Origin of the sequence: Gemmata obscuriglobus (assembly GCF_008065095.1) — a bacterium.
Classification (GTDB): domain Bacteria; phylum Planctomycetota; class Planctomycetia; order Gemmatales; family Gemmataceae; genus Gemmata; species Gemmata obscuriglobus.
Genome location: NZ_CP042911.1, coordinates 1172883 through 1198819, shown reverse-complemented (window position 1 = coordinate 1198819; position 25937 = coordinate 1172883). Strand labels below are relative to the sequence as shown.

Here is a 25937-nt window from a genome sequence, read left to right as displayed (position 1 = left end):
GAGAACGAGCCCGAGAATTAGAGACGAACCGAAGCGAGGCGGGGCCGACGGCGGCTCCGCCTCGCTTCGGTTCATCTTCGCGGCTGTTGCGCTACTTCTTCGGCGCCGCGCCCTTGAGCTGCTCGATCGTGGCCTTCGCCCCGGTCACTTCGGCGTTGACCGCGTCGAGCGCCGCCTTCGCGGGGGCGACCGCGGCGTTCGCGGCGTCCATCGCGGCCTTCGCGGGCGGCACCGCGTCCGCGGCCGGTTTCACCGTCGGCGCCAGGGCCGCCACCTTTTGCTGGTGCGCGGCGATCTGGGCCGTCGCGTCGGCGTGGGCCTTCGACTGCGCCGCGAACTTCTCCTGAGCGGTCTTCAGCGCCGCGGCGGCGTCGGTGTGGGCCTTCTTCGCGGCGGCCAGTTCGGCGTTGAGGGCCGCGACCGCGTCGGCCTTCTTCTTCGACTGCGCCGCGAGGTCCGGGTTGCCGGGCGCTTTCGCGGCGGCGTCGGCGAGCGCCTTCGCGGCGGCGGTCTCGGCCGTCACCGTCGCTTCCAGGGCCGCCACCTTGTTCGCCGCCGGGGCCACGGCCGGCGCGGCCTTATCGACCTCCGCTTTCGCGGCGTCCGCGAGGGGCTTCGCCGCGTTCGCCGCCGCGGTGAAATCGGTCACGGCCTTCTGGGCCGCCGCGAGGTCCGCATTGATCTTGTTGGCGTTCGCGACCGCGGCGGTGTGCGCGTCCGTCGCCTGCTTCGCCTTGAGCGCCGCGGCGTCGAACGCCGCCTGCACCACCTGGAGCTTGGTCGCGGCGGCGGTGAGGGTCGCCTCGGCCTTCTTCAGCCGCTCGGCGGCCGGGAGCGGGTTCGCGTCCAGCACGGCGACCGCCTTGGCGTCGGCGGCGCTCCACGCCTTCACCACCCCGCCCCAGTCGCCGGCGATGACCCGCGCGTTGTCGTGCGTCACCGCCACCTTGAGCCCCAGGTCCGGGAACGCCTCGAACGACTTCAGCGCGGTGCCGTTCTGGTCCCACAGCTTCGTGACCTTGTCGCGGCCGGTGCTGGCGAGCTTGCCGTCGTGGGTGAACCGCACGCTCGCGGTCCCGCCCCCGTGCGCCCCCCAGCTCTTGATGTTCCCGCCGTTCTCCATCTCCCAGAGCTTGATCGTGGTGTCCTCGCTGCCGGTCGCGAGCACGTTGGAGTCGTCCCGCCACGCGATGTCGGTGACCGCCGCCGTGTGGCCGCGGAGCGCGAAGTACTCGCGCCCGGTGAACGCCTCCCACACGAACGCCCCGCCGTTGCGGTCGCCGGTCGCCAGCAGCACCCCGTCCGGGCTGTACTCGACCGCCGTCACCCAGTCGGTGTGCTTCTTGATCTCGCGGACCACCTTGCCGTCGGCGGTGGAGTAAACGCGCACCAGCTTCGACGGGCTGCCGACCGCGATCTGCGTCTGGTCGGCCGAGATGTCGGCCGAGAGGATCGCGTCGGACTCGATGCCGACCTCGATCACCTTCTCGCCGGTCTCCACCTTATACAGTACGGCCTTGCCGGACTGCCCGCCCTTGCCGCCGGCCACGAGGAGGAGCTGCGCGTTGCGCGAGAACTTGATGCTGTTGATCTGCCCGTGCTCGAACGGGATGAACCCGACCAGCGCGCCGGTGTCGGTGTTGTAGAGGATCACCTGCTTCTGCCCGCCGATGGCGACGACCGGCGCCCACGGGCTGGCGGCCAGCGCCAGGATCGAGCCCGGGCGGCGCGCGGTCAGCACCGGTTCGAGCTTCAGCTTGCCGAGCGCGGGCATCGGCGGCGGCCCTTCGGGGCGGCCCTTGACGAGCGACTTCAGGCCGATCTCGGTGCTGGCCTTCGGCGCGGCCGCGACCTTGCTGCCGGAGTTCTCGCGCGCCCCCTGCTCGACCCACAGCTTGAGGGTGGCGAGCTGGGCGTCGGGCATCTTGTTCCCGTTCGGCGGCATCTTCGGCTCCTCGATGTGCGCCGAGAGCGTGTAGATGCGCGACTTCCCGGGATCGCCGGCCTTCACCGCGGCGCCCGAGGAGCCGCCCTTCTGGAGCGCGGCGTAGGTGGCGAGGTTGAGGTCGCCCTTCTGCTTGTCGTTGCTGTGGCAGTTGACGCAGTGCTGCTTGACGATGGGCAGCACGTCGTCGTCGAAGGTCGGGTTCTTCGCGTCCGCGAGGACCCGCGACCCGCCGCCGAGCAGCGCCACCAGCCCACACAGCAGAGTCAGATGCCGCATATCAGGAAGCCTCACGGTGTCTTTGTCTTCAGCCGAGCCCAGGGGGTTGTCACCCCGGCAATGATCCCGGGGTTGTCACCCCGGGCAATGATCCCGGGGTTTTCACCCCGGGCAATGATCCCGCGCCCCGTTGGGGCGGAAGACCAACCTGCCTTCGCCCCAACGGGGCGGCTGTTCATAGCCCGGGGTGATAACCCCGGGGTCTTTCGCCCCAACGGGGCGCGGGATCATTGCCCGGGGTGAAAACCCCGGGATCATTGCCGGGGTGAAAACCCCGGGGTTTTGGGGCCTTCTCAGTGGTTGAACATGAACTCGCGCGAGTTCATCACCGCCCAGAACACGTCCTCCAGCGCCTGCTTCTTGTCCTTCGCCGCGTCCACGACGGCGAGCAGGTTCTTCAACTCGTCCGGCTTGGGGCCGCGGCTCAGGCAGCGGATGTAAATCTGCTCGACGACCTGCGCGTGCGACTTCTTCTCCTGCAGCAGCCGGCCCACGAGGTTCCCCTGTGCGATCTTGGGCTCCACCGTGCCGCCGTTCAGGAGGTGCAGGCTCTGCGACAGCGTCGGTTCGAGCCGCACCTCGCACGCGCACACCGTTTCGCGGGTCGGGCGGCCGAAGGTGGTCAGGAAGTACGTGCTCACCCCGCCGTCGGCGATCTGCACCGCGCGGGCGCCCAGCGGCAGCCCCTGGAACTTGTTCTTCGTGTCGGTCACCTGCGTGATCACGTCGAGCATCGTCTCCGCGCGGATGCGGCGGATCGGGCCGCGGGCGAAGTTCCGGGTGTCGCTCTCGTTCGTCTTGGTGGGCTGCGTCGCCCGCTGGTAGGTGTGCGACGTGCAGATGTCGCGCACCAGCTTCTTGAAGTCGTACTTGTACTCGGTGAACTTCTTCCCGAGCGCGTCCAGCAGCTCCTGGTTGCTCGCCGGGTTCGAGATGCGCACGTCGTCCACCTCGTTCACGATCCCCTGGCCGAAGAAGTGGTTCCACACGATGTTCGACAGGTTCTTCGCGAAGTAGGGGTTCTCCGGGGAGGCGAGCCAGTTCGCCAGCACCACCCGGCGGTCCTTGCCGGCCACGTCCGCCGGGGCGGTGCCGCCGAGGAACTTCGCCGGCATCGGCCGCTTGTGGACCGGGTGGTTCACCTCGCCGCCGCCGGAGTTGAAGATCACCAGCTCGCGGGCGTCGTCGGTGCCCTTGCGGCCGATCTGCGTGAAGAACGACGCGAACCCGTAGTAGTCGTCCATCGTCCAGCGGTCGAACGGGTGGTTGTGGCACTGCGCGCAGCCGATGCGCATGCCCATGAACACCTGGGCCACGTTCTCCGTCACCTTCAGCACGTCGCGCTCGAGCTGGTAGTAGTTCGTCGCCGCGTTCTTGAACGTGCCGCCGTTGGCCCCCAGCAGCTCCTTCACCCACACGTCGGTGGGCACGTTGCGGGAGATCTTCTCCTGCAGCCAGCCGTAGTAGAGGAGCATCGCCTTGTAGCTGACCTCGTTCGACGACCGGATCTGGAGCAGCTCGGCCCACTTCAGCACCCACAGCTCCGAGAACTCCTTGCGGTCGAGCAGCTCGTCCACGAGCAGCTCGCGCTTGTTCGGCACCGTCGAGACCATGAACCGGGCGTACTCTTCGGGGGTGGGCAGCCCGCCGACGATGTCGAGGTACACCCGGCGCACGAACGTCTGGTCGTCGCACACGCCCGAGGGCTCGATGCGGAGCTTCTTCAGCTTGTTGTGGACCAGCGTGTCGATGTAGTTCGCCTCGGGCGGGTTGGTCCAGGCGAACTTCAGGTCCTTGGGCAGGGTGATGAACGGCACCCCGATGGTGAACGTGTGGAACCGGGCCATCAGGAACGCCTCGCCGCGGTCGCCCGCGGTGGCGGTGCCGTCGCCGTCCGGCGGGATCTTCGCGGCGCTGTCGTTGCTGCTCAGGAACAGCGCCAGCGCGGTCACGTCGCGGTCCGTGCCGTCGCTGTACTTCGCGCGGACGACGAGCCGCTGCTTCTCGTCCCGGCCGTCGAGCACCGCGGACGGCGGGTACACCTCCAGGCCCACCGGCAGCGCCACGGTCGGGGCGTCCGTCGGGGCGTCGGCCTCGAGCCACCGCGTGATCGTCTGGTAGTACTCGTCCCCCTCCTTGATCTTCCCGCCGCCGGTGTGGGCGACCTTCCCGGTGGCCTTCTCTAACAGCGTGCTCTCGGCCGGCACCGCCAGGTTGACCCGCCGGCCGTTGACCTCGCGGGTGAGCCGGAAGTGGTCGCCGTCCGGGTCGAACCCGAACAGCGACAGCCGGAACCCGTCCTTGCCGCGGGCGGCGCCGTGGCACCCGCCGGAGTTGCACCCGGCGCGCATGAACACCGGCATCACGTCCTGCTTGAACGAGACCGGCCGGTCCTCCTTCGCCCGCGTCACCTTCACCGGCACCTTCACCGTCTGGCCGCCGAACGCGACGACCATGTCCGTAGCGCCGTCGGCGACGGGCAGCACGAACACGCCCTCGCGCTTCACCAGCGCCGGGTTCGCGAAGGTGACCTGCGCCTGGGCGGTCACGTCGCGCGTGATGCCGTCGGGTTGCGTGAGCTGCACGACGAACGACTGCCGGTCCCGCGCCGTTTCGAGGTTGACGTCCGGCGGGTAGACGGCGATCGTCTGCGCGCGGGCGGCGCCGCCGAGGGCGAGGGCGAGCGTCGCGAGCAGATAGGCGTAGCGCATGCTGGTGAGCCTCGTGCGGTGGCGGCGTCAGTTGGAGTCGCCGGTTTCGGGCGTGCGGTCGGTCCAGGCGTCGGGTTCGCGACTGCTGTGGTACACGCTCGCAACCCAAACGTGGGCGTCGTACTCGTAGTAAAAGATCGCGTACGGGAACCGCTTCCCGACGACGCATTTGCGGTAGCCGTTGCGGTCCGGCGGGGCGGCTTTCGGGTGCCGCTCGATGCGGGCGATTGCGGCTTCGACCTCGTCCGCGAATTCGTCCCCCAGGCCGGCCCGCGCGTCGTTATAAAACGCCACCGCCCGGACGATCTCGGCCTGGGCCAGTGAGTGCAGGCGGGCCGGTTTCACTACTTCCCCCGGCGCTCGCGCAGCTCACGGAAGAAGTCGGCGGCCGGCACGCCCGGGTCCGCGCCGCTCTCGTGTTCGGCCCGGCGGCGGTCGAGTTCGGTTCCGAACTCGGCACCGGCTGTGACGAACGGGGCCGGTGGGCCGGTGAGCGAAGCGGCGAGCGCGTCCATCACTTCGAGCCGCTCGGCAAGCGGCAGTTCGAGCAAAGCCGCTGTCAGTTTTTCGGCCGTTTCGCTCATGGCTCTCTCCGTGCGGGCGGACGCGGCCATCATATCACGGCTTCTTCGGCTCTTCCTTCTTGGGGGCCGGTGCACCGCCCGCCGCGGCCTTCTCGCGCTCCTCGGCCTCCTTGCGGAGCTGTTCGAGCCGCGTGAGCCGCTTCTCGGGCGCCTTGGCGGGCGGGGCCGGCGTCGGCGTCTTGGGGGCCTCCTGCTTCGGCGGGGGCGTGGCGGCCACCTTGGGCGGCAGCGGGACATCGATGCGGAGCTGCGTGCCGCCGGTGTTGCCCGCGATCTGTTCGCCCGCGCGCTCGACGATCACCTGCGCGAACACGTTGTGCTGCCCCACCGGGCTGGTCTTGTCCGCGGTGATCGGGAACGCGAACTCTTTCGTGTCCTTGGTGATCTCCACCGTCTGCGAGGTGGTCTTCGCGGGCAGGCCGATCAGGTTCACCTTCGCCTTGCCCTCGAACGGCGCGCCGACGGCGACCTTGCAGAACAGTTGCGTCTGCCCGCCCTGTTCGACCGCCGGGCGCTCCATCGTGAGCGTGACGATGGGGGCCACGACCTCGAGCGTGAACAGCCGGCTCGCGGTCCACACCGGGCCTTTCCCGGCGTCCGCGACCGCGTGGACGGCCGTCTTCCACTTCCGGGCGCCGGCGTCGGGGGCGGCGTTCATCGGCAGCACGCACTCGGTCTGCCCCTCGGGGATCACCGCCGAGCCCTGGATGCCCATGCCCGGCGGGGTCCACAGCGGGAACACCGTGATCGCCCCCTTGAAGCCCTCGGCCCGCTTGGCGACCACGCGGAGGTTGGCGCCCCCGTTCTGCACCAGCGGCACCTTCGGCTCGATCACCTCGATCGAGTACGGGGCGGCCTCGGCGACCGCGATCGCGGTGCGGTCCAGCTCGTGGCGGGCGTAGATCGTCTGGTTCGGCGGCCCCAGCGTGAGCGCCGCATCAAGGGCGGTGCGGCTCGGGGCCTTCACGTTCGGGTCGGGGTGGGTCGCGCTGATCGCGACCAGGGTGCCCGCGGTCGGCGCGTCCGGCTTGGCCTCGAACACCACCGGGACGACGTTGAGCCCCGGCTCCATCGGCTCGGCGCTGACCGTCACCCCGGCCGGGAGCTTGTCGAACCCGATGGTGAGCGGCCCGCCCACGTCGGCGCGGTTGGCGATGACGAGCGACGCGTACCGCCCGCCCTTCGGGACGGTGAACGTCTGCCGGTCCTGGTTCGTGAGGTTGTTCCCGTCCACCTTCGGGATCGTGGTGGTGACCGACGCCGCGACCGGCGCCACCTCGACGCGATAGAAGTAGTCCGGGCCGCCCTTGCGCAGGTGGTCGTGGACCCAGAGGGTGTAGTCGCCGTCGGCCGGGGCGGTGAACCGGATGTAGCTGTCCGGGCCGCCGTTGTCGTCGTTGCCCGCCAGCGCGCCGCCCTGGGCGTTGCCCACGTAGAGCACCGGGTCGAGCGGGGAGCCGAGCGCGCGGGCCATGCACCGCAGGTCGAACACCTGCCCCTTCTTGGCCGCGAACTTGAAGTAATCGGTCTCGCCGGGCTGCGCGATCACGCCGTTGAACGCGCCCGGCGCGGGGCCGGGGCTGGCGGTCGCGGGGCCGCCGTTGTTCGGCGTCTCGAAGGCGTTCGGGAGGTCGGTGACGCGGAACTTGAAGCCGGCGGGGTGGACGCCGTCCGGCGTCTGGCAGTGCAGCCGCCAGGCGTTCGCGTCGCTCGCCGGGAGCTTCACCTTCTGCTTGATCGGCCCCGCCGGGTCGCCCAGGAAGGTGACCTCCAGCTCCTCGTTCGGCTTGCCGCCCGCGGGCACGACGGCCGTGGGGCGCGGGAAGTTGCCGATGTGGAGCCGGTACTGGCACGCGTCGTTGCCGCCGTAGGCGCTCTCGCGGACCTGGACGATGTACTTGCCGTCGGCCGGGAGCACCACCGAGCACCCGCCGTCCTGCCCGCCCAGCGCGGAGTCGTCGCCGGTGGCCAGCTCGAACCGCTTCGCGTCGAGGATGGCGACGTAGGGGTCGAAGAACGTGGTCCCGAGCCGCATCGCCTCCACCTCGACGGACAGCCGCTGGCCCTTCTTGCCCTCGACAACGAAGTAGTCCTGGTCCTCGGCCTGCACCACCCCGTGAACGGTCACGTTCAGCGGGACCGGCTGGGGCTTCTCGAACTCGCTGTTCGGCTCCACCTCGTCGATCACGGGCAGGGCGCCGACCCAGAACGTGCGGGCGTCGGAGACCCCGGTCGCGGTGCGGACCCGGAACACGTGCTCGCCGAGCCGGCAGTCCGGGGCGATCGTCACCGCGACCTTCAGGGTCGCGTCGTTGACGACTTCGAGCTTCTTGACGCTGATCCCCGGGTAGTACGCGAGCACCTCCTGCGCGTCGGCGAGGCGCCCGCCCTGGAAGGTGAGCGTGGCCTCGGTGCCGCGCTGCGCCCCGCGCGGCTGGATCGCCCCCAGCGCGGGAGAGGCCGCAAGAGAATGGCCGCAAAAAAGCACAAAAAGCACAAAAGAAGACAGCAAGCAGCGGAACAGGGTGCGGTTCATTTTCTGATTCTCTCTATTTTGTGCTTTTTGTGCTTTTTTGCGGCCATTCTCTTGCGGCCATTTCTCTTCCCGCGTTACGCCAGCAGGTCCTTGCGGGTGTGCCCCTCGCGAACGATGTCGATGGGCCGGTCGCCCGGCGACATCAGCCGCTTGTCGGCGTCGATGCCGAGGCAGGTGTACACCGTGTGCGCCATGTCCTCGACCGTCAGCGCGTCCTCCTCGGGCTCGGTCGCGGTGGCGTCGGACTTGCCGTAGATGAGCCCCTTCTTGATGCCGCCGCCGGCGAGCACCACGGAGAACACCTTGGGCCAGTGGTCGCGGCCCGCGGTGCCGTTGATCTTCGGGGTGCGGCCGAACTCGCTCGACACCATGACCAGGGTGCTGTCCAGCAGCCCGCGGGTCTTGAGGTCGGTGATCAGCGCCGCGAACGCCTGGTCGAACTGCGGGAGCTGGTTCTTGGTGCCCTGCACGATGCCGTTGTGCAGGTCCCACCCGCCGTAGGTGAGGGTCACGAACCGCACGCCGCCCTCAACGAGCCGGCGGGCCATGAGCATCCGCTGGCCGGCGGCGTTGCGGCCGTAGGCGTCGCGGAGCTTGGCGTCTTCCTTGTTGATGTCGAACGCGTCGCGGGCCTTCTCGCTGCTGATGAGCCCGTAGGCCCGCTGGTAGAAGGTGTCCATCGCGTCGAGGTTGTCGGACTTCTCCTTGCCGGCGAAGTGCGCGTTGACCGCGTCGAGCATGTTGCGGCGGCCGGCGAACCGGTCCGGGGTGACGCTCCCGGGCAGCGCCAGGTCCTGCACCTTGAAGCCGCCGTTGGCCGGGTCGCTGCCCAGGCTGAACGGGGCGAACGACGAGGACAGGTAGCCGCTGCCCGCCTCCTGGGCCGGCATGCTCGGCACCGCGACGTAGGGCGGCAGGTTGTTGCGGACGCCCAGCTCGTGGCTCACCACGCTCCCCATGCTGGGGAACTTGAGGGCCGGGCTGGGGCGGTAGCCGGTGAACATGTTGTGCGTGCCCCGCTCGTGGGCCGCCTCGCCGTGGGTCATCGCCCGGCACACGGCGATCTGGTCCGCGACCGCCGCCGTCTTGGCGAGGCACTCGTTGAACACCTCGCCCTCGATCTTGGTCCTCACCGTGCCCATCTCGCCGCGGTACTCGACCGGGGCGAACGGCTTCGGGTCCCAGCTCTCCTGGTGGGCCATGCCGCCCGGCAGGAAGATGTGGATGCACGCCTCGGCCTTGGGCTTCTTCTTGTTGGCGGCCGGCTCGGCGGCCTGGAGCCGCAGGTACTGGTCCAGCGTGAGGCCGAGGGCGCCGATGGCCCCCACGTGCAAGAAGTTCCGGCGGTTAAACAGGAGGGGGGACCGGGGGGAACCCGCGGGGGGTTCCACCCGCATGGAATGCGACCCGATGCAACGCGACAGCAGATTCATCGGCGGTAACTCCCGTCGGGACTGGGTGGGTTATTTTGTGGGCTGAATTCGTGCGGTTTAGACAATACGGCTGGCGCAGGGCGGGGCCTGGGGGCGGGCAGCGATTGATTGAAGGCGGGCAATGCGGCGAGAACGCTGTGGCAGCGGAAAACATTCTCGCAGGCAGTAGAGGATAGTCGGTTGTCCCGCCGGAGTCAATTCAATCCGTTCCGTCCGGTCAAAATTACCCAGCCGGAACGGTCGGGCGGTGCGGGCGGGCCGCATCCGAAACATCGCCCCGCACCAAACTCCAGACCTGATCGGCCCCGATTACGCCGGGATCGTGCGGGGTGTTCTCCCGTTACGGCGCGTCCCATCACCGACCCTCTTCCGGCGGCCGCCGCGTCCACCGAGCCGCGGCGTGTGCGGTGTCATCAGGTGAGTAGGAGGACGGTGCGCGCGCACCGCGACCGAACTCCCGCGGGCGATCCGGGCGCGTCTCGCTCATGTGGGCTGTAACGGGGGTTACAAAGCACCCGAAATACGCGACGGGGCCACGACTGGACATTCGCGGGGCCTCGGACTGCCGATTCGCTACCCACCCGCTGGGCATCGCCACCAGCGAATCGTGCCCGCAAAACCCGGAGAACGCTCCCGGTGAACGCGGATCGGGTTCCCGGCTTCGACGGGCGGATGGCTGCAACGTGTTAATGGGATAGCTAGTTATGGCGATGGTGCGTCGGGGTGTGGGGTTCCGCGATGGGACGCGAACCGGGGCCGACGGCCCCACGCGGGCCGGGAAAACTGCCGGAAGCGCGTTTTGAGGGGAATGCGATCGGAATGTGCGGGGTGTGCCGAACGGGTCCGGCCCCCGCGATCGAACCGAGAACCACGAGACGCGGCATGATTTCAACAGGAGCGAATGGGAATCGAGCCCGCCTCAGCACTTGGCGGGGGGACGGGCCGGCACCGAACGGGCAAATCCGCGCGTTCCCGCAACTCCCGCAGTTGCACACGCAACCGCGCACAAAACCCGGTCCGGCGGGCGCTACCGGCGTGGCACCCGGGGCGCGGTGCGGTACACTTCCGATGTGTACCTATGTTCACTGGAGTTCGCGATGCCTGCTGTCCTCACCCGGCCGCAACAGCCGAGCCACTTTGCCCCGCTCCCGAAGGGCCGCGAGCTGCGGCTCGACCCCGCGGACCACCTCGTCTGGGCGCGGGCCATCGCCCGGGGGGTGCGTGCCGACTGCGGGTTCCACGCCGGCAGCGAAGAGGAGAAGGAGATCGAGGGGTGCGCGCTGGTCACCCTGACCCAGCTCGTCGCCCGGTTCGACGAGAGCCGGCTGCCGCCCGGCGGGGACCTGGGCGGCGCGTTCCGCGGGTTCGCCAGCCGGTGGCTGCGGTCCGAGTGCCGGCGCGAGGCCGAGCGGCTGCGCAACGGCGGGCTGTACCGCACCAGCAGTTGCGCGACCGTGCGGGTGGAGCCGCTGCCGGTCTCGGCCGACGGGTTCGACGAGGTGACCGACCCGGCGTCGCTCGAAGAGTACGACGACGCGCCGCCCCCGCGGGTGAAGCGGCGCTGGAGCACCCGCACCGGCGAGGAGATCGGCGACCCGAAGCCGCCGGCGCTCAGCTACGCGCCCGGCCGGCCGCTCGCGCCGCTCAGCCGCGGGCTGCTCAAACTGCTCACGGAACTGGACGCGCGGGGCGGCGCCGACTGAGCGCGCCTCCTGGGGCCGGTTCGCCGACCGGCGGTCGGCGAGCGCGAACGCCGCGTGACCGGACGTTAGAAGTCGCTGAACCCGTCACTGCCCATGGAATCCAGCTCGTGACCACCGCCGTGCCCGTTGCTGCTGCCGTTGCCGTTGCCGTTGCCGTTGCTGCTGTGCCGCTTGAGCGCCTTGGCCACCGCCGGCCGGGGCTTCGGCGCCGACCGCTTCGCCGGCCGCGCCGCCGGGGCCGCGCTCCCGTGCCCCAACTTGAACCGGCCGACCAGGTCGCGGAGCTGGCCGGCCTGGTCGGTGAGGGCCTGTGCGGTGGCGCTCATTTCTTCGGTCTGGGAGGCGTTCCGCTGGGTGACGGTGTCCATCTGGGAGACGGCCTTGTTGACCTGCTCGATGCCGCTGGACTGCTCGCGGCTGGCGGCGGCCATCTCGGTGACGATGTCGGTGACCCGCTTGACGCTGGTGACGATCTCGGCCAGGGTGTCGCCGGACTTGTTGACCAGCTCGGTGCCGGCGTCCACCTTCTTGACGCTGTCCTGGATCAGCCCCTTGATCTCCTTGGCGGCGGTGGCCGAGCGCTGGGCCAGGTTCCGCACCTCCGACGCCACCACGGCGAACCCGCGCCCCTGCTCCCCGGCTCGGGCCGCTTCCACCGCCGCGTTGAGGGCGAGCAGGTTGGTCTGGAACGCGATCTCATCAATGGTGGTGATGATCTCGGCGATCTTCTTGCTGGACGCGTTGATCTCGCCCATGGCGCCGACGGCGCCGCTCACCACGGTGCCGCCCCGCTCGGCCACCTCCTTGGACCCGCTGGCGAGCTGACGCGCCTGCTGGGCGTTGTCGGCGCTCTGCTTCACCGTGGCGGTGATCTCCTGGAGCGCGCTGGCTGTTTCCTCCAGGCTGCTGGCCTGCTCCTGGGCCCCGGACGAGATCTCCTCGCTGGCGCTGGACAGTTGGCCGCTCGCGTCGGCCAGTTGCTCGGACACGTCCCGCACCCCTTCCAAAGCGGTGCGCACGTTCAGCACCGCCGCGTTGAGCGAGTGCGCCATCCGGCCCACGTTGTCGTTGCCCAGGTCCGGGATGTCCACCGTGAAGTCGCCCGCCGCCAGCGCGTCCACGCAGAGCTGGATGGCGTCCATCTTGCGCTGCAGCTCGGCGACCGCGGCGGCCGCCTTCTCGGCCCGATCGGCGACCGCGGCGGCCTCCTTCTCGGCCCGCTCGGTGACGGCCCGCGCCTCCTGGGCGATCCGCTCCTTCTCCCGCTCGGCCTGGACCCGCTCGGCCTCCCGGGTGACGATCAGCCCGTCGATGGCCACGTTCAGCGCGTTCCCCAGTTGGGCCATCTCGTCGGCCGACTGGATCGCCATCTTGCGGCTCAGGTCCCCCTTCGACACGCCCTCGAGTATGGACACGGTTTCGGTGAGCGGGCGGACCACCGACGCGGTCAGCAAGAGCCCCAGCCCGGCCGCGGCCAGCACCGCCCCGATGCTCACCGCCCACATGGTCCGCCGCCCCTGCTCGAACACCTTGGTGGCTTTGGCCTCCTCGTCCTTGCTGATCGCGAGCTGGGTGTCGAGGACGCCCGTCAGGGCCGCGGTCAGTTCGAGCATCGGCGCGGTCTCGCGGGCCATCGCGTCCTCGGCCTTCTCGAACTCGCGCCGGTCGATGTGGCCCCAGATCTCCTCGCTGTGCCGCTTCCACTCCGCGAACTTGGCCTCGAACGCCTTCCACATGGCGGCCTCCTTGTCCGTCATCGGCAGCGCGGCGTAAGCTTTGATGCCCTCGTCGATGCTCCTCTTGGCCTCTTCGTGCGCCCCGCGGATCGGCCCGGTGATCCGCTCGTCGCCGCGGCGGCCGAAGATGACCGCGCTGCGCTCGAGCCGCTGAACGGTCAGCGCCCCGCTCCGCACCTTGCCCAGCGCAAGGGCGGACGGCACCAGGTTGGAGTTGGCGTTGGTCTGGCACTCGCGGAGCGCGCCGAGCGCGTCCATCGACTGGTACGCGAGGATCGCGCACGCCCCGGCCACGAGCAGGAACCCGCACACCAGGCGCGGCCCGAGGCGCACCTTCCACAGAACCGGGAGCATCGAGTCGACCATGGGTCACGTCTCTCTAACTGTGCAAGCACGAGTGAGGGCCGGCGCGTCCATTCGCGCGCCGGACGGAAGGGGTTGGCTGTCATCAAAACGCGTGCGCGGGCTCCGGGGCGGCCGCCCCGACGAGCCGGTCGATGTTGATGAGGGACACGAGCCGCGGCCCGTCCCGGGCGATCCCGGTGAGCAGGGCGGTCTCGGCCCGGGTGCCCAGGTCGGGCGTGGGGACCACGTCTTTGGCCCCCACGTTGAGCACGTCCGACACCGCGTCCACGATGAGCCCGACGGCCTTGTCGGCCACGGTCACCACGACGATCACGGTGAACGGGGTGTACTCGGTGGGGGGCAGGCCGAACCGGACGCGCAGGTCCAGGATCGGGATCACCGCCCCGCGCAGGTTCAGCACCCCGCGCACCTCGGGCGGGGTGTTCGGGAGCGCCGTCACCTTCGAGTACCCGCGAATTTCTTGGACCCGGAGCAGGTCCACCCCGAACTCCTCGTCCCGCAGCCGGAACGTCAGGAACTGGCCGCTGCCGGTGGAGAGGGCCGGCGGGCCGTTGGGCTCGTTCGTATCCATTCTCACACTACGGTTCTGTGTGCCTGCGCCCGAAACGAAGAGGACGTGTGCGCAGGAACGGTGCTGGTAATTTCAAGCATCGACGCGGCGGTGCCGAAATTTGCCCAGTTCTGAACAGGATTCGAACAGAACCGCCGGCGCGGACCGGGCCGCGTCCGGGTTGAAGGGGCACCGGTGCTTGGGAGCGCCGGGCGCAACCGAAGCCTGCCGAACAATTAAGGAGTAACCGGACGTGGTGTCAGAAGTCGCTGAACCCGTCGCCGCCCATGGCGTCCAGTTCGTGCCCGCCGCCGCCGCCGCTGCCGCTCCGCTTGAGCGCCTTGGCCACCGCCGGCCGGGGCTTCGGCGCGGCCCGCTTCGCCGGCCGGGCCGCCGGGGCGTGCCCGTCACTGCCCAGCTTGAACCGGCCGACCAGGTCGCGGAGCTGTCCGGCCTGGTCGGTCAGGGTCTGTGCGGTGGCGCTCATTTCTTCGGTCTGGGAGGCGTTCCGCTGGGTGACGGTGTCCATCTGGGAGACGGCCTTGTTGACCTGCTCGATGCCGGTGGACTGCTCGCGGCTGGCGGCGGCCATCTCGGTGACGATGTCGGTGACCCGCTTGACGCTGGTGACGATCTCGGCGAGGGTGTCTCCGGACTTGTTGACCAGCTCGGTGCCGGCCTCGACCTTCTTGACGGAGTCCTGGATCAGCCCCTTGATCTCCTTGGCGGCGGTGGCGGACCGCTGGGCCAGGTTGCGGACCTCGGTGGCGACGACGGCGAACCCGCGGCCCTGCTCGCCGGCGCGTGCGGCCTCGACGGCGGCGTTGAGGGCCAGCAGGTTGGTCTGGAACGCGATCTCATCAATGGTGGTGATGATGTCGGCGATCTTCTTGCTGGATGCGTTGATCTCGCTCATCGCGCCGACCGCGGAACTCACCACGCTCCCGCCCTTTTCGGCGACCTCCTTGGACCCGCTGGCGAGCTGCCGCGCCTGCTGGGCGCTGTCGGCGCTCTGCCGCACCGTGGACGTGATCTCCTGCAGGGTGGACGCCGTCTCCTCCAGGCTGCTGGCCTGCTCCTGGGCTCCGGACGAGATCTCGTCGCTGGCGCTGGACAGCTGGCCGGACGCGTCGGCCAGTTGCTCGGACACCTCACGCACCCCTTCCAAAGCGGTCCGCACGTTCAGTACCGCTTCGTTCAGGGAGCGGGCCATCTGGCCCATGTCGTCGGTCCCCAGGTCCGGCACCGAGGCGGTGAAGTCGCCCGCCGCCAGCGCCCGGATGGTCCCCTGGATGGCCTGTACCTTGTGCCGCAACTCGGCCGCGGCGGCCCGCTCGTGCTCCAGCCGCGCGGCAGCCGCGGCTTGTTCCCGCTCCAACCGCTCCCGCTCGGCGGCGGCCTCACGCTGGAGGCGCTGCGTCTCGGCCTCGGCGCGGCCCCGGTCCGCCTCCTTGGCGGCTCGCAGGGCGTCGATGGTCGTGTTGAGCGCGGCGGCCAGGCGCCCGACCTCGTCCCGGTTGCCGGCGGCGGCCTGCCGCGACAGGTCCCCCCGGCTCGCGGCCTCGAGCACCGTGACGCAGTCGGAGAGCGGGCGGGCGATCGATCGCGCCGCCAGCAGCCCGATCGCGATGCTCAAAGCGGTAGCGACCAGGGTACAGGCCCGGAGCGCCGACTGGACCTTGTCCACGACCGCGTTGCCGTCCTCGTTGATGTCCTTGGCGACCTCGGCGACGGTTTTCACCAGCTCGTCCAGGGCCGCCGCGGCGGCGTCGAACTTCCGGTCTCCCTCGGCGACCGCCTCGGCGACCGCGCCGGCCCGGCGCGTGCGGTCCTTGTCGCCGGCCGCCCAGTAGTCGCGAACCGCCCCCTCCATGCGGTCCGCGGCGGCGAAGTAGGCGTCCGTCGCGGCCCGCACCTTGTCCAGGTCCGCGCGCTCGTCCCGGCCGCTCCGCGAGGTGCGCAGCACGGTCCCGGCGTACGCGCTCAGCCCGTCGGTGATCTGCTGGCGGTGCGGGCGCTGGTCCTCAATGAGCCGCTCGGCCGTGTGCCGGTCTTTCGCGGCCGTGGCCCGCGCCAGCCCGTTCCGGTAGCGGGCCAGGTTGACGGACGATTTGGCCAGGTCGGTCCCGGCCACGGTGTAGTCGGCGTACAAAATCCCCATGCGCTCGCGCGACTGGGAGAGGCCGTCGGACCCGAAGGCGCCGCTCGCCACCGCGGCCGCGCACACCGCGGCGAAGCCGAGGAGGAGTTTGGTCGCGACCGAGCGGTCCAGGAACCATTTCATGCGCCACCCTCCTCTGCAAGTCCGGCCGCCGTCTCGGGCGCGCGACCAGATGGGAAAACCGCGGGCGCGACCTGCGCCCGCGGGGGCAGATTTTCCTGATATATATATCGTGAATTGATTGTAAGGATTTTCCTGACGTTTCCCCTGTCGTGGCCGTGCGGCTGTTGCCCGCACTCGAAACGAGCCGGCCCGGTGGCTCTCTGTACCGCCACCGGGGCCTGTGAAAGGCAAGAGGGTTCCCTCTGAGCGGCGCGGCGACGGTTCGTCGGGCGTCGTGCGACCGGGTGTCAGAAGTCGCTGAACCCGTCGCCGCCCATGGCGTCGAGCTCGTGCCCGCCGCCGCTGCCGGTGGTGCTCCGCTTGAGCGCCTTGGCCACCGCCGGCCGGGGCTTCGGCCCGGCCGCCCGCTTCGCCGGCCGGGCCGCCGGGGCCGCGCTCCCGTGCCCCAACTTGAATCGGCCGACCAGGTCGCGGAGCTGGCCGGCCTGGTCGGTGAGGGCCTGTGCGGTGGCGCTCATTTCTTCGGTCTGGGAGGCGTTCCGCTGGGTGACGGTGTCCATCTGGGAGACGGCCTTGTTGACCTGCTCGATGCCGCTGGACTGCTCGCGGCTGGCGGCGGCCATCTCGGTCACGATGTCGGTGACCCGCTTCACGCTGGTCACGATCTCGGCGAGGGTGTCGCCGGACTTGTTCACCAGCTCGGTGCCCGCCTCCACCTTCTTCACGCTGTCGTTGATCAGCCCCTTGATCTCCTTGGCGGCGGTGGCGGACCGCTGGGCCAGGTTGCGGACCTCGGTGGCGACGACGGCAAACCCGCGGCCCTGCTCGCCGGCGCGTGCGGCCTCGACGGCGGCGTTGAGGGCCAGCAGGTTGGTTTGGAACGCGATCTCATCGATCGTCGTGATGATGTCCGCGATCTTCTTGCTGGACGCGTTGATCTCGCTCATGGCCTCGACGGCGCCGCTCACCACGGCGCCGCCCCGCTCGGCCACCTCCTTGGACCCGCTGGCCAACTGCCGGGCCTGCTGGGCGTTGTCCGCGCTCTGCTTGACCGTGGCGGTGATCTCTTGCAGCGAGCTGGCCGTCTCCTCCAGGCTGCTGGCCTGCTCCTGGGCCCCGGACGAGATCTCGTCGCTGGCGCTGGACAACTGGCCGCTCGCGTCGGCCAACTGCTCGGACACCTCGCGCACACCTTCCATGGCCGTCCGCACGCTGAGTACCGCCTCGTTCAGGGAGCGGGCCATCTGGCCCATGTCGTCGGTCCCCAGGTCCGGCACGGTGGCGGTGAAGTCGCCCGCCGCCAGCGCCCGGATGGTGTCCTGAATGGTGCTCGCCTTGCGCCGCACCTCGGCCGCCATCGCGGCCTCGCGCTCCTGCCGCTCGCGCTCCACCGCGGCCTCCCGCTCCATCCGCTCCCGCTCGGCCGCGGCCTCCCGATCGGCACGCTCCTTGTCCCGCGCGGCCGCCGCCCGCTCGGCCTCCTTGGCTGCGGCCAGGCCGGCGATGGCCACGTTCAGCGCGGTCCCCAGTTGTGCCATCTCGTCCTCCGACTTCACCTCCACCTTGCGGCTCAGATCCCCCTTCGTCACGCCCTCGAGCACGGAGATGGTCGCGGTCAGCGGGCGCATGACCGACGCGGTCAGCAGCAACCCCAGCCCGACCGCGGCGAGCACCGCCCCGATGCTCACCGCCCACAGGGTCCGCCGGCCGTGGTCGAACACCTCGTTGGCCTTGGCGTTTTCCTCCTTGCTGATCGCCTGCTGCCCGTCCAGCAGGGCCATCAGTGCGGCGTTCATCTCGCGCATGACCGGGGTTTCGCGGGACAGGGCCTCCTCGGCCTTATCGAACTCGCGGCGGTCGATCTGCGCCAGGATCTCGTCGCTGAGCCGCTTCCACTCAACGTACTTGGTCTCGAACGCCTTCCACTGGACCGCTTCCTTGTCCGACATCGGCATGGACGTGTACGCCTTGGCTTCGTCGTCGGCCACCCGCCGCCCCTGCTCGCATGACGCCTTGGCCGTTCTCAGGTTCGCCTCGTCGCCACGCTTGCCGAAGATGATCCCGGTGCGCTCGGAGCGCTGGACCGTCACGATGCTGGTGCTCATTTTGCCCAGGGTTAGGGCCGAGGGGACCAGGTTGGTGTTGGCGTTCACCTGGCACTCGCGGAGCCCACCGAGCGCGTCCATCGACTGGTACGCGAGGAACGCGCACGCCCCGGCGATGATGAGGAAGCCGCCCACCAGGCGCGGCCCCAGGCGCATCTTCGACAGAGCCGCAAGCATTGAGTCGATCATGGGTCGTGTCTCCGATCAGTTAGGGTGTGCGCGACGAGACGCCCGGCAGGCGCAACTGACGCCCTGCCGAGCGGTTGATCCTTAACCGGACGTGGTGTCAGAAGTCGCTGAACCCGTCGCCGCCCATGGCGTCGAGCTCGTGCCCGCCGCCGCTGCCGGTGGCGCTCCGCTTGAGCGCCTTGGCTACCGCCGGCCGGGGCTTCGGCGCCGACCGCTTCGCCGGCCGGGCCGCCGGGGCGTGCCCGTCACTGCCCAGCTTGAACCGGCCGACCAGGTCGCGGAGCTGGCCGGCCTGGTCGGTCAGGGTCTGTGCGGTGGCGCTCATTTCTTCGGTCTGGGAGGCGTTCCGCTGGGTGACGGTGTCCATCTGGGAGACGGCCTTGTTGACCTGCTCGATGCCGGTGGACTGCTCGCGGCTGGCGGCGGCCATCTCGGTGACGATGTCGGTGACCCGCTTGACGCTGGTGACGATCTCGGCCAGGGTGTCTCCGGACTTGTTGACCAGTTCGGTGCCGGCCTCGACCTTCTTGACGGAGTCCTGGATCAGCCCCTTGATCTCCTTGGCGGCGGTGGCGGACCGCTGGGCCAGGTTGCGGACCTCGGTGGCGACGACGGCGAACCCGCGGCCCTGCTCGCCGGCGCGTGCGGCCTCGACGGCGGCGTTGAGGGCCAGCAGGTTGGTCTGGAACGCGATCTCATCAATGGTGGTGATGATGTCGGCGATCTTCTTGCTGGATGCGTTGATCTCGCTCATGGCGTCGACGGCGCCGCTCACCACGGCGCCGCCCCGCTCGGCCACCTCCTTGGACCCGCTGGCCAACTGCCGGGCCTGCTGAGCGTTGTCCGCGCTCTGCTTGACCGTGGCGGTGATCTCCTGCAGCGAGCTGGCCGTCTCCTCCAGGCTGCTGGCCTGCTCCTGGGCCCCGGACGAGATCTCCTCACTGGCGCTGGACAGTTGGCCGCTCGCGTCGGCCAGTTGCTCGGACACCTCGCGCACCCCTTCCATGGCGGTCCGCACGCTGAGCACCGCCTCGTTCAGGGAGCGCCCCATCTGGCCCATGTCGTCGGTCCCCAGGTCCGGCACGGTGGCGGTGAAGTCGCCCGCCGCCAGCGCCCGGATGGTGTCCTGAATGGTGCTCGCCTTGCGCCGCAACTCGGCGGCCGCGGCGGCCTCGCGCTCCTGCCGCTCGCGCTCCACCGCGGCCTCGCGCTCCTGCCGCTCGCGCTCGGCCGCGGCCTCCCGATCGGCACGCTCGCGGTCCCGCACCGCCGCCGTACGCTCCGCCTCCTTGGCCGCCCGGATCGATTCCGTGGCCGTGTTCAGTGCCCGGGCCAGCCGGCCCAGTTCGTCGTGCGTGTGTACCTCCGCGCGCTGCGACAAGTCCCCTTTCGCGGTGCATTCCAGCACTTCGACGCACCGCTTGAGCGGTCGCGTGATCACCTGGCTGAGAAGGGTCGCGATGCCGACGGCCGCCGCGGCCGCGGCGAGGGAGCCCCAGATCAGCACGTCCAGGAGGTCCGAGCGCGCGTGGCGCGCCTCGGCGACCCGCTTGTCCATCAGGTCGCGCTCGATCTGGATCGCCGTCGCAAACACCTGACGGATCGTGTCGAACCGCTTTTTGCCCAGGCCGCTCGTCTCCAGCCGCAGCACCTCGGTGTTGTCCCCGCCCTCGCCGCTCTTGCGCTTCAGCCGGATGCCGACTTCGGTCACCTCACGCTGCCACCCGGCCGCCTGCTGCTCGATCTCCCGCCACCGGTCGCACTGGGCCGGGTTGTCGGCCGTCAGCCGCAGCAGCTCCCGCAGCCGCTGCGTGTAGTCGGTCTTGCCGGCGTTGTACGGCTCAAGGAACTCGTCGCGGCCGGTGACGAGGAACCCGCGGTACCCGGTTTCCATGTTCACCAAGGCGCTCTGGGCGTCGGCCGCGTTGCTGATGACCTCGTTGGTGTGCCGCACCATCTCCCCGGCCCGCTGGTCCGCCAAAACCCCGCGGTACGCGAACGCCGACACCGCGCCGGTGGTCACGATCACCGCACCGAACCCCACTGCCAATTTCCAAGCGACCGACAAGTTCGCGAGCCAATTCATATTGCCCCCGGTTTGCCTGGTTCCCAGGCGTTACAAATTCGCTATTGTTCGCAAGCGTCCTATTTCTGCCGCGCGAATCACTGACCTTTGCCGCTATTCAGACCGATCACTGTCACTGTCCTGATTTCTCCCGACACACGCGCAGCGCGAGCGAGATTTACATGTGTCCACGACGGATCGGATCGGGCTCGTTTCACATGCTCCTAACTCTGGCCGCCACATTTCCCCTCTCTTGCCTGTCGCCGGCGCTGTTCGCTCAGTCCAACGACATGAGCGCCCCCGACATGAGCGCCCCACAAGCCGTTGAAGCGCTCGAAGCCGTCGGCGAACCGTCGTCCCCGCTCCGCCTTCGCGACGTGGCGCGGTGGTCGATCGTCGGTATGCCCGGGGACACGCGGGAGTGGGCGCCGCTCACGCACCACACGTTCTTGACCGAGGGGTGGCGCGAGCCGTGGATCCCGCACCCGGTGGGAACCGGTGGTGCCCCGCGCGACGGCTGGTTGAACACCCTCGACGGCTTCTTCCCGCGCTCGGCCAACGTTCTGTACGGGCGAACGTACGGGCGCAACGAGGACGGCAGCCAGTTCGGCACGTTCCAGTTCGTCACCCCCCTCAGCCGGCGCCTGTTCATCGGGATCGACGGGCTGGGCCTCGTCGATTCGCCGGCCGTGCGGCGCACCGGGTCCGGGCTGGCCGACCTGGTCGTCACCCCCCGGGTGATGATCCACGAGACGAAGAACCTGTCGCTCTCCGCCGGGGCGTCGATCCGCGTCCCGATCGGCGACGACCGGAACGGCGAGAACCAGACCCGAATCGCCCCGCTGTTCGCGTTCTGGACGGCGGTCGGCGGCGGGTGGTCGGTCCGCGGCGGTGCGGGCATCGACATCGAACTCGGCCGGAGCGCCGCGCCCGACGAGGTGCTGTTCACCAACCTGGCCGTCGGGCAGACGATCACGCCAAAGGAGGCGGTTCCGTTCGGCTCGTTCACGTACTTCCTCTCTGCGATCACGCGGACCCGGTTGGACGACTCGGGCCGGACGCTCGTGACGCTGACGCCGGGCATCCGGTCCCACATCGGCCGCGGGTTCTTCTTCCTGTTCGGCTACGAACTCCCGGTGACGCCCTCCCGGCCGTTCGACCGGCGGGCCGTCTTTCAGTTCGTCCAAACGTTTTGACGCGGCGCCCGGCGGCGGCCCCCTTCCGCGCCCCGCCGGGCGGCACGGTCAGGCCGGCAGCGCGGGCTCGGCGGTGGTGACCCCCACCAGCCGGTCGATGTTGATGAGGGACACGAGCCGGTGCCCGTCCCGGGCGATCCCGGTGAGCAGCGCGGCGTCCGCGTGGGCGCCCAGGTCCGGGGGCGGCACCGTCTCGTCCGCCCCCACGTTGAGCACGTCACTGACCGCGTCCACCAGCAGCCCGACGGTCTTGTCGCCCACGGTCACCACGATGATCACGGTGAACGGGGTGTACTCGGTCAGGGCCAGCCCGAACCGGGCCCGCAGGTCCACGATCGGGATCACCGCCCCGCGCATGTTCAGCACCCCGCGCACCTCGGGCGGGGTGTTCGGGAGCGCCGTCACCTTCGAGTACCCCTTGATCTCCTGCACCCGCAGCAGGTCCACCCCGTACTCCTCGTCCCGCAGCCGGAACGTCAGGAACTGGCCGCTGCCGGACGGGAGAGACGGCGGGCCGTCAGTCTCGTTGGTGTGCATTCTTCACTGTGGAGGTAAAAGTCCGCGCCCGCGATGAAAAAGAACGGGCGCACTGTCAACGCCGCTAACACCAAGCATCGGCGCTAACAAATGAAAGTTGCCCGCTCCGGCACGAGATAAAATGGGCTCGCATGTGGTAGTTGATATGGTCTATTAGATATGCATGGAGTGGCCGCTTTCGGGACGATCACAGGCCGGATCGTGAATCCGTTCGCCCGGGTCGCGCTGACGCATCCGTATTTTCGTGTGCGACTCTGGCAAATTTGCTCACGATCGTTAATCCGGTCGCACTCCGGCCCTCGAGCCCGAAGCGGCTGAGGGGCTGAGGCGGGGCAACGGGTTCGCGCCGCGCCGCGTTCCAATTCCAACAGCGCAAACGGGTTGAATCGGTCGGCCGGGTCGGGGTGCATGGCGCCGGAGATGTTTCGACTGGATTGTGAGTGTGAACCGCACGGCGCAGCCGCGGTGTGCCCGCGTGGCACCGCGGGCCACGACGCCCCACGCGCCGGCGTGTGAACGGTCGCAGCGAATGGATCGCCCCGGCCGCGCCCCCCGCGCCGGCCCTGACCCTCCGGGCCGCGGGCGCCCGACCGACCGGCCGGGACCACGGCCCCATTTGCGAGCCGTGGCGTGCGGGACTCCAGAAGGGCCGCGCGCCCCAGCCGCCGCGGTAGTGCACCGCCGCCCGAAGTACCAGCGCGGCGGCACCGGACGAGGTAGTCCGGAGGTTTCACCCACCCTTCATAAGGGCCGGACTGGACGCGCGTTTGTTCTGCGATACGATACAATATTGCTCTCGGCGCGACGCGCCGGTCACGCCCCCCGGGCACCGGAAACGGCGACAATCGCTGAACCCGTTCCCGGTCGACCGCGTCTAACCTCGGAGCGGGGCTACGCGGCGACCGGCCGCGCGGTTCGCTTGAACCCCTCACTCCGAGCGGTTCGCACCCTTTTGGAAGGAGCCGGACAAACACCCCGGCCGCACGACGATGCTCGACAAAGTACGCAACATCGGGATCATGGCTCACGTGGACGCTGGTAAAACCACCACTACGGAGCGGATCCTGTACTACAGCGGCACCAAGCACAAGGTCGGCGACGTCGACGACGGGGACACCACCACCGACTTCGACCCGCTCGAGCGCCAGAAGGGGATCACGATCAACTCGGCGGCCGTGTCCATCGACTGGGCCGACCGCAAGAACGAGCCGATCGCCATCAACATCATCGACACCCCCGGCCACGTGGACTTCACGGCCGAGGTGGAGCGGTCGCTGCGCGTGCTCGACGGCGCCGTCGGCGTGTTCTGCGCCAAGGGCGGCGTCGAGGTGCAGTCGGAGACGGTGTGGCGCCAGGCGACCAAGTACAAGGTCCCGCGGCTCGCGTACGTCAACAAGTTGGACCGCATGGGCGCCAACTTCTGGGGCTGCGTCGAGCAGATGAAGACCAAGCTCCGCGCCAACCCGGTGGTGGTCACCATCCCGGCCGGCCAGGACAGCGCGCTGGAGGGCATCATCGACCTGATCGAGATGAAGCTCATCACCCGCGACCTGAACGACAAGACGCACCGGAAGTTCTTCACCACCGACGTGCCCGAGAAGTACCTCGAGGAGGCCAAGAAGCGCCGGGTGCAGATGCTCGACGGCGTGTCCGCCGCGTCCGACGAGATCACCGAGCTGATCCTCGAAGAGAAGGAAGTCCCGATCCCGATGATCCGGGCCGCGCTCCGCAAGGGGACGCTGGAGAACATCTTCACGCCGGTCCACTGCGGCAGCTCGAAGATGTTCCACGGCGTGCAGCACCTGCTGGACCTCGTGGTGGACTGCCTGCCGTCGCCGCTCGACCGGCCGCCGGTGGACGGGCTGCACCCGAAGACCAAGGAGGCGCTCAAGCGGAAGCCGGACGCCGCCGAGCCGATGAGCGCGCTGGCGTTCAAGACGGTCGCCGAGGTGAACGGCGACCTCGTGTACATCCGCGTGTACTCGGGCGAGATGAAGCCCGGCGAGACGTACACGAACACCACCAACGGCCGCAAGGAGCGCATCGCGCGGTTCTACCGCATGATGGGCGACAAGCGGGTCGCGCTGGAGAAGGCCAACCCGGGCGACATCGTCGCCGCGATGGGCCTGTCCGAGACGTACACGGGTAACACCCTGTGCGACCCGGACCAGCCGATCGCCCTGGAAGCCATCCAGTTCCCGAAGCCGGTGGTGTCGCAGGCGCTCTCGTTCAGCAAGACGCTGGACAGCGGCAAGGTGGGCGAGGCGCTGAACCGCCTCGTGCGGGACGACCCCACTTTGAAGACGCACACGGACGAGGAGACCAAGGACACCATCATCAGCGGGATGGGCGAGCTGCACCTGGAAATCTCCATCGAGAAGCTGAAGCGCGCGGTGGGCGTGCCCCAGGAGGACACCAAGCTCATCACGCTGGGCAAGCCGCGGGTGGCGTACCGCCAGTGCCTCGCCCGGCAGGTGGACTTCGAGTACAAGTTCCAGAAGCAAACGGGCGGTCGCGGTAAGTTCGCCGTGATCTCGGTGAAGTACAGCCCGCTCACCCCCGAGCAGATCGAGGAGAAGGTCAAGGAGATCGAGGAGCTGGGCGACCCGAAGGTCAAGCCGGACCCGAACAGCGTGTACTTCAAGAACAGCATCACGCAAGGGGCCATCGACAAGCAGTACATCCCGAGCGTGGAGGAGGGGCTCCGGGAAGGCGCGAAGAAGGGGTACAAGTACCCGTTCCCGTTCGTGGACCTGGAGTTCGACCTGCACTTCGGGAAGATGCACGACGTGGACTCCTCGCAGGACGCGTTCTACCTGTGCGCCCTGGAAGCCTTCCGCGAGGCCCAGGAGCGGGGCGGCATCGAGCTGCGCGAGCCGATCATGAAGGTCGTGGTGGTGTCCCCGAAGGACTACCAGGGCCAGATCTCCGGCAACATCAGCTCGAAGCGCGGCGTGATCGAGGAGACGAGTGAGGACGGCGGCGTCGCCCAGGTGGTGGCGAAGGTGCCGCTGGCGAACCTGTTCGGGTACACCAACGACCTCCGCTCGGCGACCAAGGGCCAGGCGAGCTTCTCGATGGAGTTCAGCCACTACGCCGCGGTGCCGGTCGAACTGGCCGACATCCCGAAGCCCGACGCCAAGAAGTAACCCGTTGAGCACACCGTGCCCGACACGAGCCGCCGCCCGCACGGGCGGCGGCTTTTTTCGTCCCCGTTCCGTCATGCCGCACCCCCCGTCCCGGTTGGTCTGCTTCACCTCCCGCACGCGAACCCTCGACTCCGGCCCGCGTTCATTCCTCTGCGGGCGGGTCGCTCGCTGGCAGTTTGTGTTTCGCACATTCATGGTGAAGCTGGCCTCGTTCATCAGGTCCATCAGAGCCGCTGCGCACACTGTGTGACTTCCAGTCGTAAGCCCGGCACACCCCGCACATCCCGATCGCATTCCCCTCAAACGCCGCTTCCGGAAGTTTTCCCGGCCCGTGTGGGGCTGTCGGCCCTGGTTCTCGTCCGACAGCGGAAACCCACACCCCAACACGTTTCGGCCGCAACCAGCACTCCGATAACACGTTGCGACACATCCGCCCGTCGAACCCGTGAGCCGTTCCGCGTTCACCGGGGGCGTTCTCCGGGTTTTGCGGGCACGATTCGCTGGTAGCGGCTCCCCAGCGAGCGGGTAGCGAATCGGCAGTCCGAGGCCCCGCGGATGTCCAGTCGTGG

Annotated in this window: 15 protein-coding genes; 3 read left to right on the top strand and 12 right to left on the bottom strand. The window is 69.3% G+C overall.

Annotated elements, in window-relative coordinates:
- Nucleotides 1-91: 91 nt before the first annotated feature.
- From GobsT_RS04820 to GobsT_RS04795, 6 genes are all read right to left on the bottom strand, one after another.
- Entirely contained in the window at nucleotides 92-2224 is a 2133-nt protein-coding gene (locus GobsT_RS04820) for a c-type cytochrome domain-containing protein (RefSeq protein ID WP_109571272.1), read from the bottom strand.
- 293 nt (nucleotides 2225-2517) lie between these two features.
- Nucleotides 2518-4935 carry a DUF1549 and DUF1553 domain-containing protein gene (locus GobsT_RS04815; RefSeq protein WP_010050160.1) on the bottom strand — a complete coding sequence of 806 codons (2418 nt, stop codon included), beginning with the start codon at nucleotides 4933-4935 and terminating at the stop codon, nucleotides 2518-2520.
- Between the two features lie 27 nt (nucleotides 4936-4962).
- On the bottom strand, nucleotides 4963-5280 hold the full coding sequence (locus tag GobsT_RS04810) for a type II toxin-antitoxin system RelE/ParE family toxin (protein WP_010050161.1): 318 nt from the start codon (nucleotides 5278-5280) through the stop codon (nucleotides 4963-4965).
- Complete coding sequence (locus tag GobsT_RS37470) at nucleotides 5280-5519, bottom strand: addiction module protein (RefSeq protein WP_010050162.1); 240 nt, start codon at nucleotides 5517-5519, stop codon at nucleotides 5280-5282. Before GobsT_RS37470 ends, GobsT_RS04810 begins: the two co-directional genes overlap by 1 nt.
- A 34-nt stretch (nucleotides 5520-5553) precedes the next feature.
- Entirely contained in the window at nucleotides 5554-8055 is a 2502-nt protein-coding gene (locus GobsT_RS04800) for a PPC domain-containing protein (RefSeq protein WP_109571273.1), read from the bottom strand.
- Between the two features lie 74 nt (nucleotides 8056-8129).
- Entirely contained in the window at nucleotides 8130-9452 is a 1323-nt protein-coding gene (locus GobsT_RS04795; protein ID WP_050790336.1) for a DUF1501 domain-containing protein, read from the bottom strand.
- 1133 nt (nucleotides 9453-10585) lie between these two features.
- Here GobsT_RS04795 and GobsT_RS04790 point away from each other — a divergent pair.
- On the top strand, nucleotides 10586-11191 hold the full coding sequence (locus tag GobsT_RS04790) for a hypothetical protein (protein WP_010045993.1): 606 nt from the start codon (nucleotides 10586-10588) through the stop codon (nucleotides 11189-11191).
- Nucleotides 11192-11256: 65 nt separating this feature from the next.
- Here GobsT_RS04790 and GobsT_RS04785 read toward each other — a convergent pair whose 3' ends face one another.
- From GobsT_RS04785 to GobsT_RS04765, 5 genes are all read right to left on the bottom strand, one after another.
- Entirely contained in the window at nucleotides 11257-13293 is a 2037-nt protein-coding gene (locus GobsT_RS04785) for a methyl-accepting chemotaxis protein (RefSeq protein ID WP_010045995.1), read from the bottom strand.
- An 82-nt stretch (nucleotides 13294-13375) separates the two neighbouring features.
- A complete protein-coding gene (locus GobsT_RS04780; protein ID WP_010045997.1) occupies nucleotides 13376-13864 on the bottom strand; it encodes a chemotaxis protein CheW in 489 nt (162 codons plus the stop codon).
- Nucleotides 13865-14102: 238 nt separating this feature from the next.
- Nucleotides 14103-16127, bottom strand: coding sequence for a methyl-accepting chemotaxis protein (locus GobsT_RS04775; RefSeq protein ID WP_010045999.1), 2025 nt, complete (start codon nucleotides 16125-16127; stop codon nucleotides 14103-14105).
- 287 nt (nucleotides 16128-16414) lie between these two features.
- A complete protein-coding gene (locus GobsT_RS04770; protein ID WP_010046000.1) occupies nucleotides 16415-18421 on the bottom strand; it encodes a methyl-accepting chemotaxis protein in 2007 nt (668 codons plus the stop codon).
- 97 nt (nucleotides 18422-18518) lie between these two features.
- Nucleotides 18519-20465 carry a methyl-accepting chemotaxis protein gene (locus GobsT_RS04765; RefSeq protein WP_010046003.1) on the bottom strand — a complete coding sequence of 649 codons (1947 nt, stop codon included), beginning with the start codon at nucleotides 20463-20465 and terminating at the stop codon, nucleotides 18519-18521.
- Nucleotides 20466-20704: 239 nt separating this feature from the next.
- Here GobsT_RS04765 and GobsT_RS04760 point away from each other — a divergent pair, with 239 nt between their 5' ends.
- On the top strand, nucleotides 20705-21682 hold the full coding sequence (locus GobsT_RS04760) for a transporter (protein WP_157506913.1): 978 nt from the start codon (nucleotides 20705-20707) through the stop codon (nucleotides 21680-21682).
- Nucleotides 21683-21730: 48 nt separating this feature from the next.
- Here GobsT_RS04760 and GobsT_RS04755 read toward each other — a convergent pair whose 3' ends face one another.
- Complete coding sequence (locus GobsT_RS04755; protein ID WP_010046007.1) at nucleotides 21731-22219, bottom strand: chemotaxis protein CheW; 489 nt, start codon at nucleotides 22217-22219, stop codon at nucleotides 21731-21733.
- A 989-nt stretch (nucleotides 22220-23208) separates the two neighbouring features.
- Between GobsT_RS04755 and fusA the strand changes: the two genes are divergently transcribed.
- The gene (gene fusA, locus GobsT_RS04750) at nucleotides 23209-25368 is read left to right on the top strand and encodes an elongation factor G (protein ID WP_109571274.1); all 2160 of its coding nucleotides are present in this window, start codon (nucleotides 23209-23211) and stop codon (nucleotides 25366-25368) included.
- Nucleotides 25369-25937 lie beyond the last annotated feature (569 nt).

Bases quoted from the DNA above. Each gene is read 5' to 3' on its own strand.
- GobsT_RS04820 (WP_109571272.1), bottom strand. From the start codon at position 2,224: ATGCGGCATCTGACTCTGCTGTGTGGGCTGGTGGCGCTGCTCGGCGGC.
- GobsT_RS04815 (WP_010050160.1), bottom strand. From the start codon at position 4,935: ATGCGCTACGCCTATCTGCTCGCGACGCTCGCCCTCGCCCTCGGCGGC.
- GobsT_RS37470 (WP_010050162.1), bottom strand. From the start codon at position 5,519: ATGAGCGAAACGGCCGAAAAACTGACAGCGGCTTTGCTCGAACTGCCG.
- GobsT_RS04800 (WP_109571273.1), bottom strand. From the start codon at position 8,055: ATGAACCGCACCCTGTTCCGCTGCTTGCTGTCTTCTTTTGTGCTTTTT.
- GobsT_RS04795 (WP_050790336.1), bottom strand. From the start codon at position 9,452: ATGCGGGTGGAACCCCCCGCGGGTTCCCCCCGGTCCCCCCTCCTGTTT.
- GobsT_RS04790 (WP_010045993.1), top strand. From the start codon at position 10,586: ATGCCTGCTGTCCTCACCCGGCCGCAACAGCCGAGCCACTTTGCCCCG.
- GobsT_RS04785 (WP_010045995.1), bottom strand. From the start codon at position 13,293: ATGGTCGACTCGATGCTCCCGGTTCTGTGGAAGGTGCGCCTCGGGCCG.
- GobsT_RS04780 (WP_010045997.1), bottom strand. From the start codon at position 13,864: ATGGATACGAACGAGCCCAACGGCCCGCCGGCCCTCTCCACCGGCAGC.
- GobsT_RS04775 (WP_010045999.1), bottom strand. From the start codon at position 16,127: ATGAAATGGTTCCTGGACCGCTCGGTCGCGACCAAACTCCTCCTCGGC.
- GobsT_RS04770 (WP_010046000.1), bottom strand. From the start codon at position 18,421: ATGATCGACTCAATGCTTGCGGCTCTGTCGAAGATGCGCCTGGGGCCG.
- GobsT_RS04760 (WP_157506913.1), top strand. From the start codon at position 20,705: ATGCTCCTAACTCTGGCCGCCACATTTCCCCTCTCTTGCCTGTCGCCG.
- GobsT_RS04755 (WP_010046007.1), bottom strand. From the start codon at position 22,219: ATGCACACCAACGAGACTGACGGCCCGCCGTCTCTCCCGTCCGGCAGC.
- fusA (WP_109571274.1), top strand. From the start codon at position 23,209: ATGCTCGACAAAGTACGCAACATCGGGATCATGGCTCACGTGGACGCT.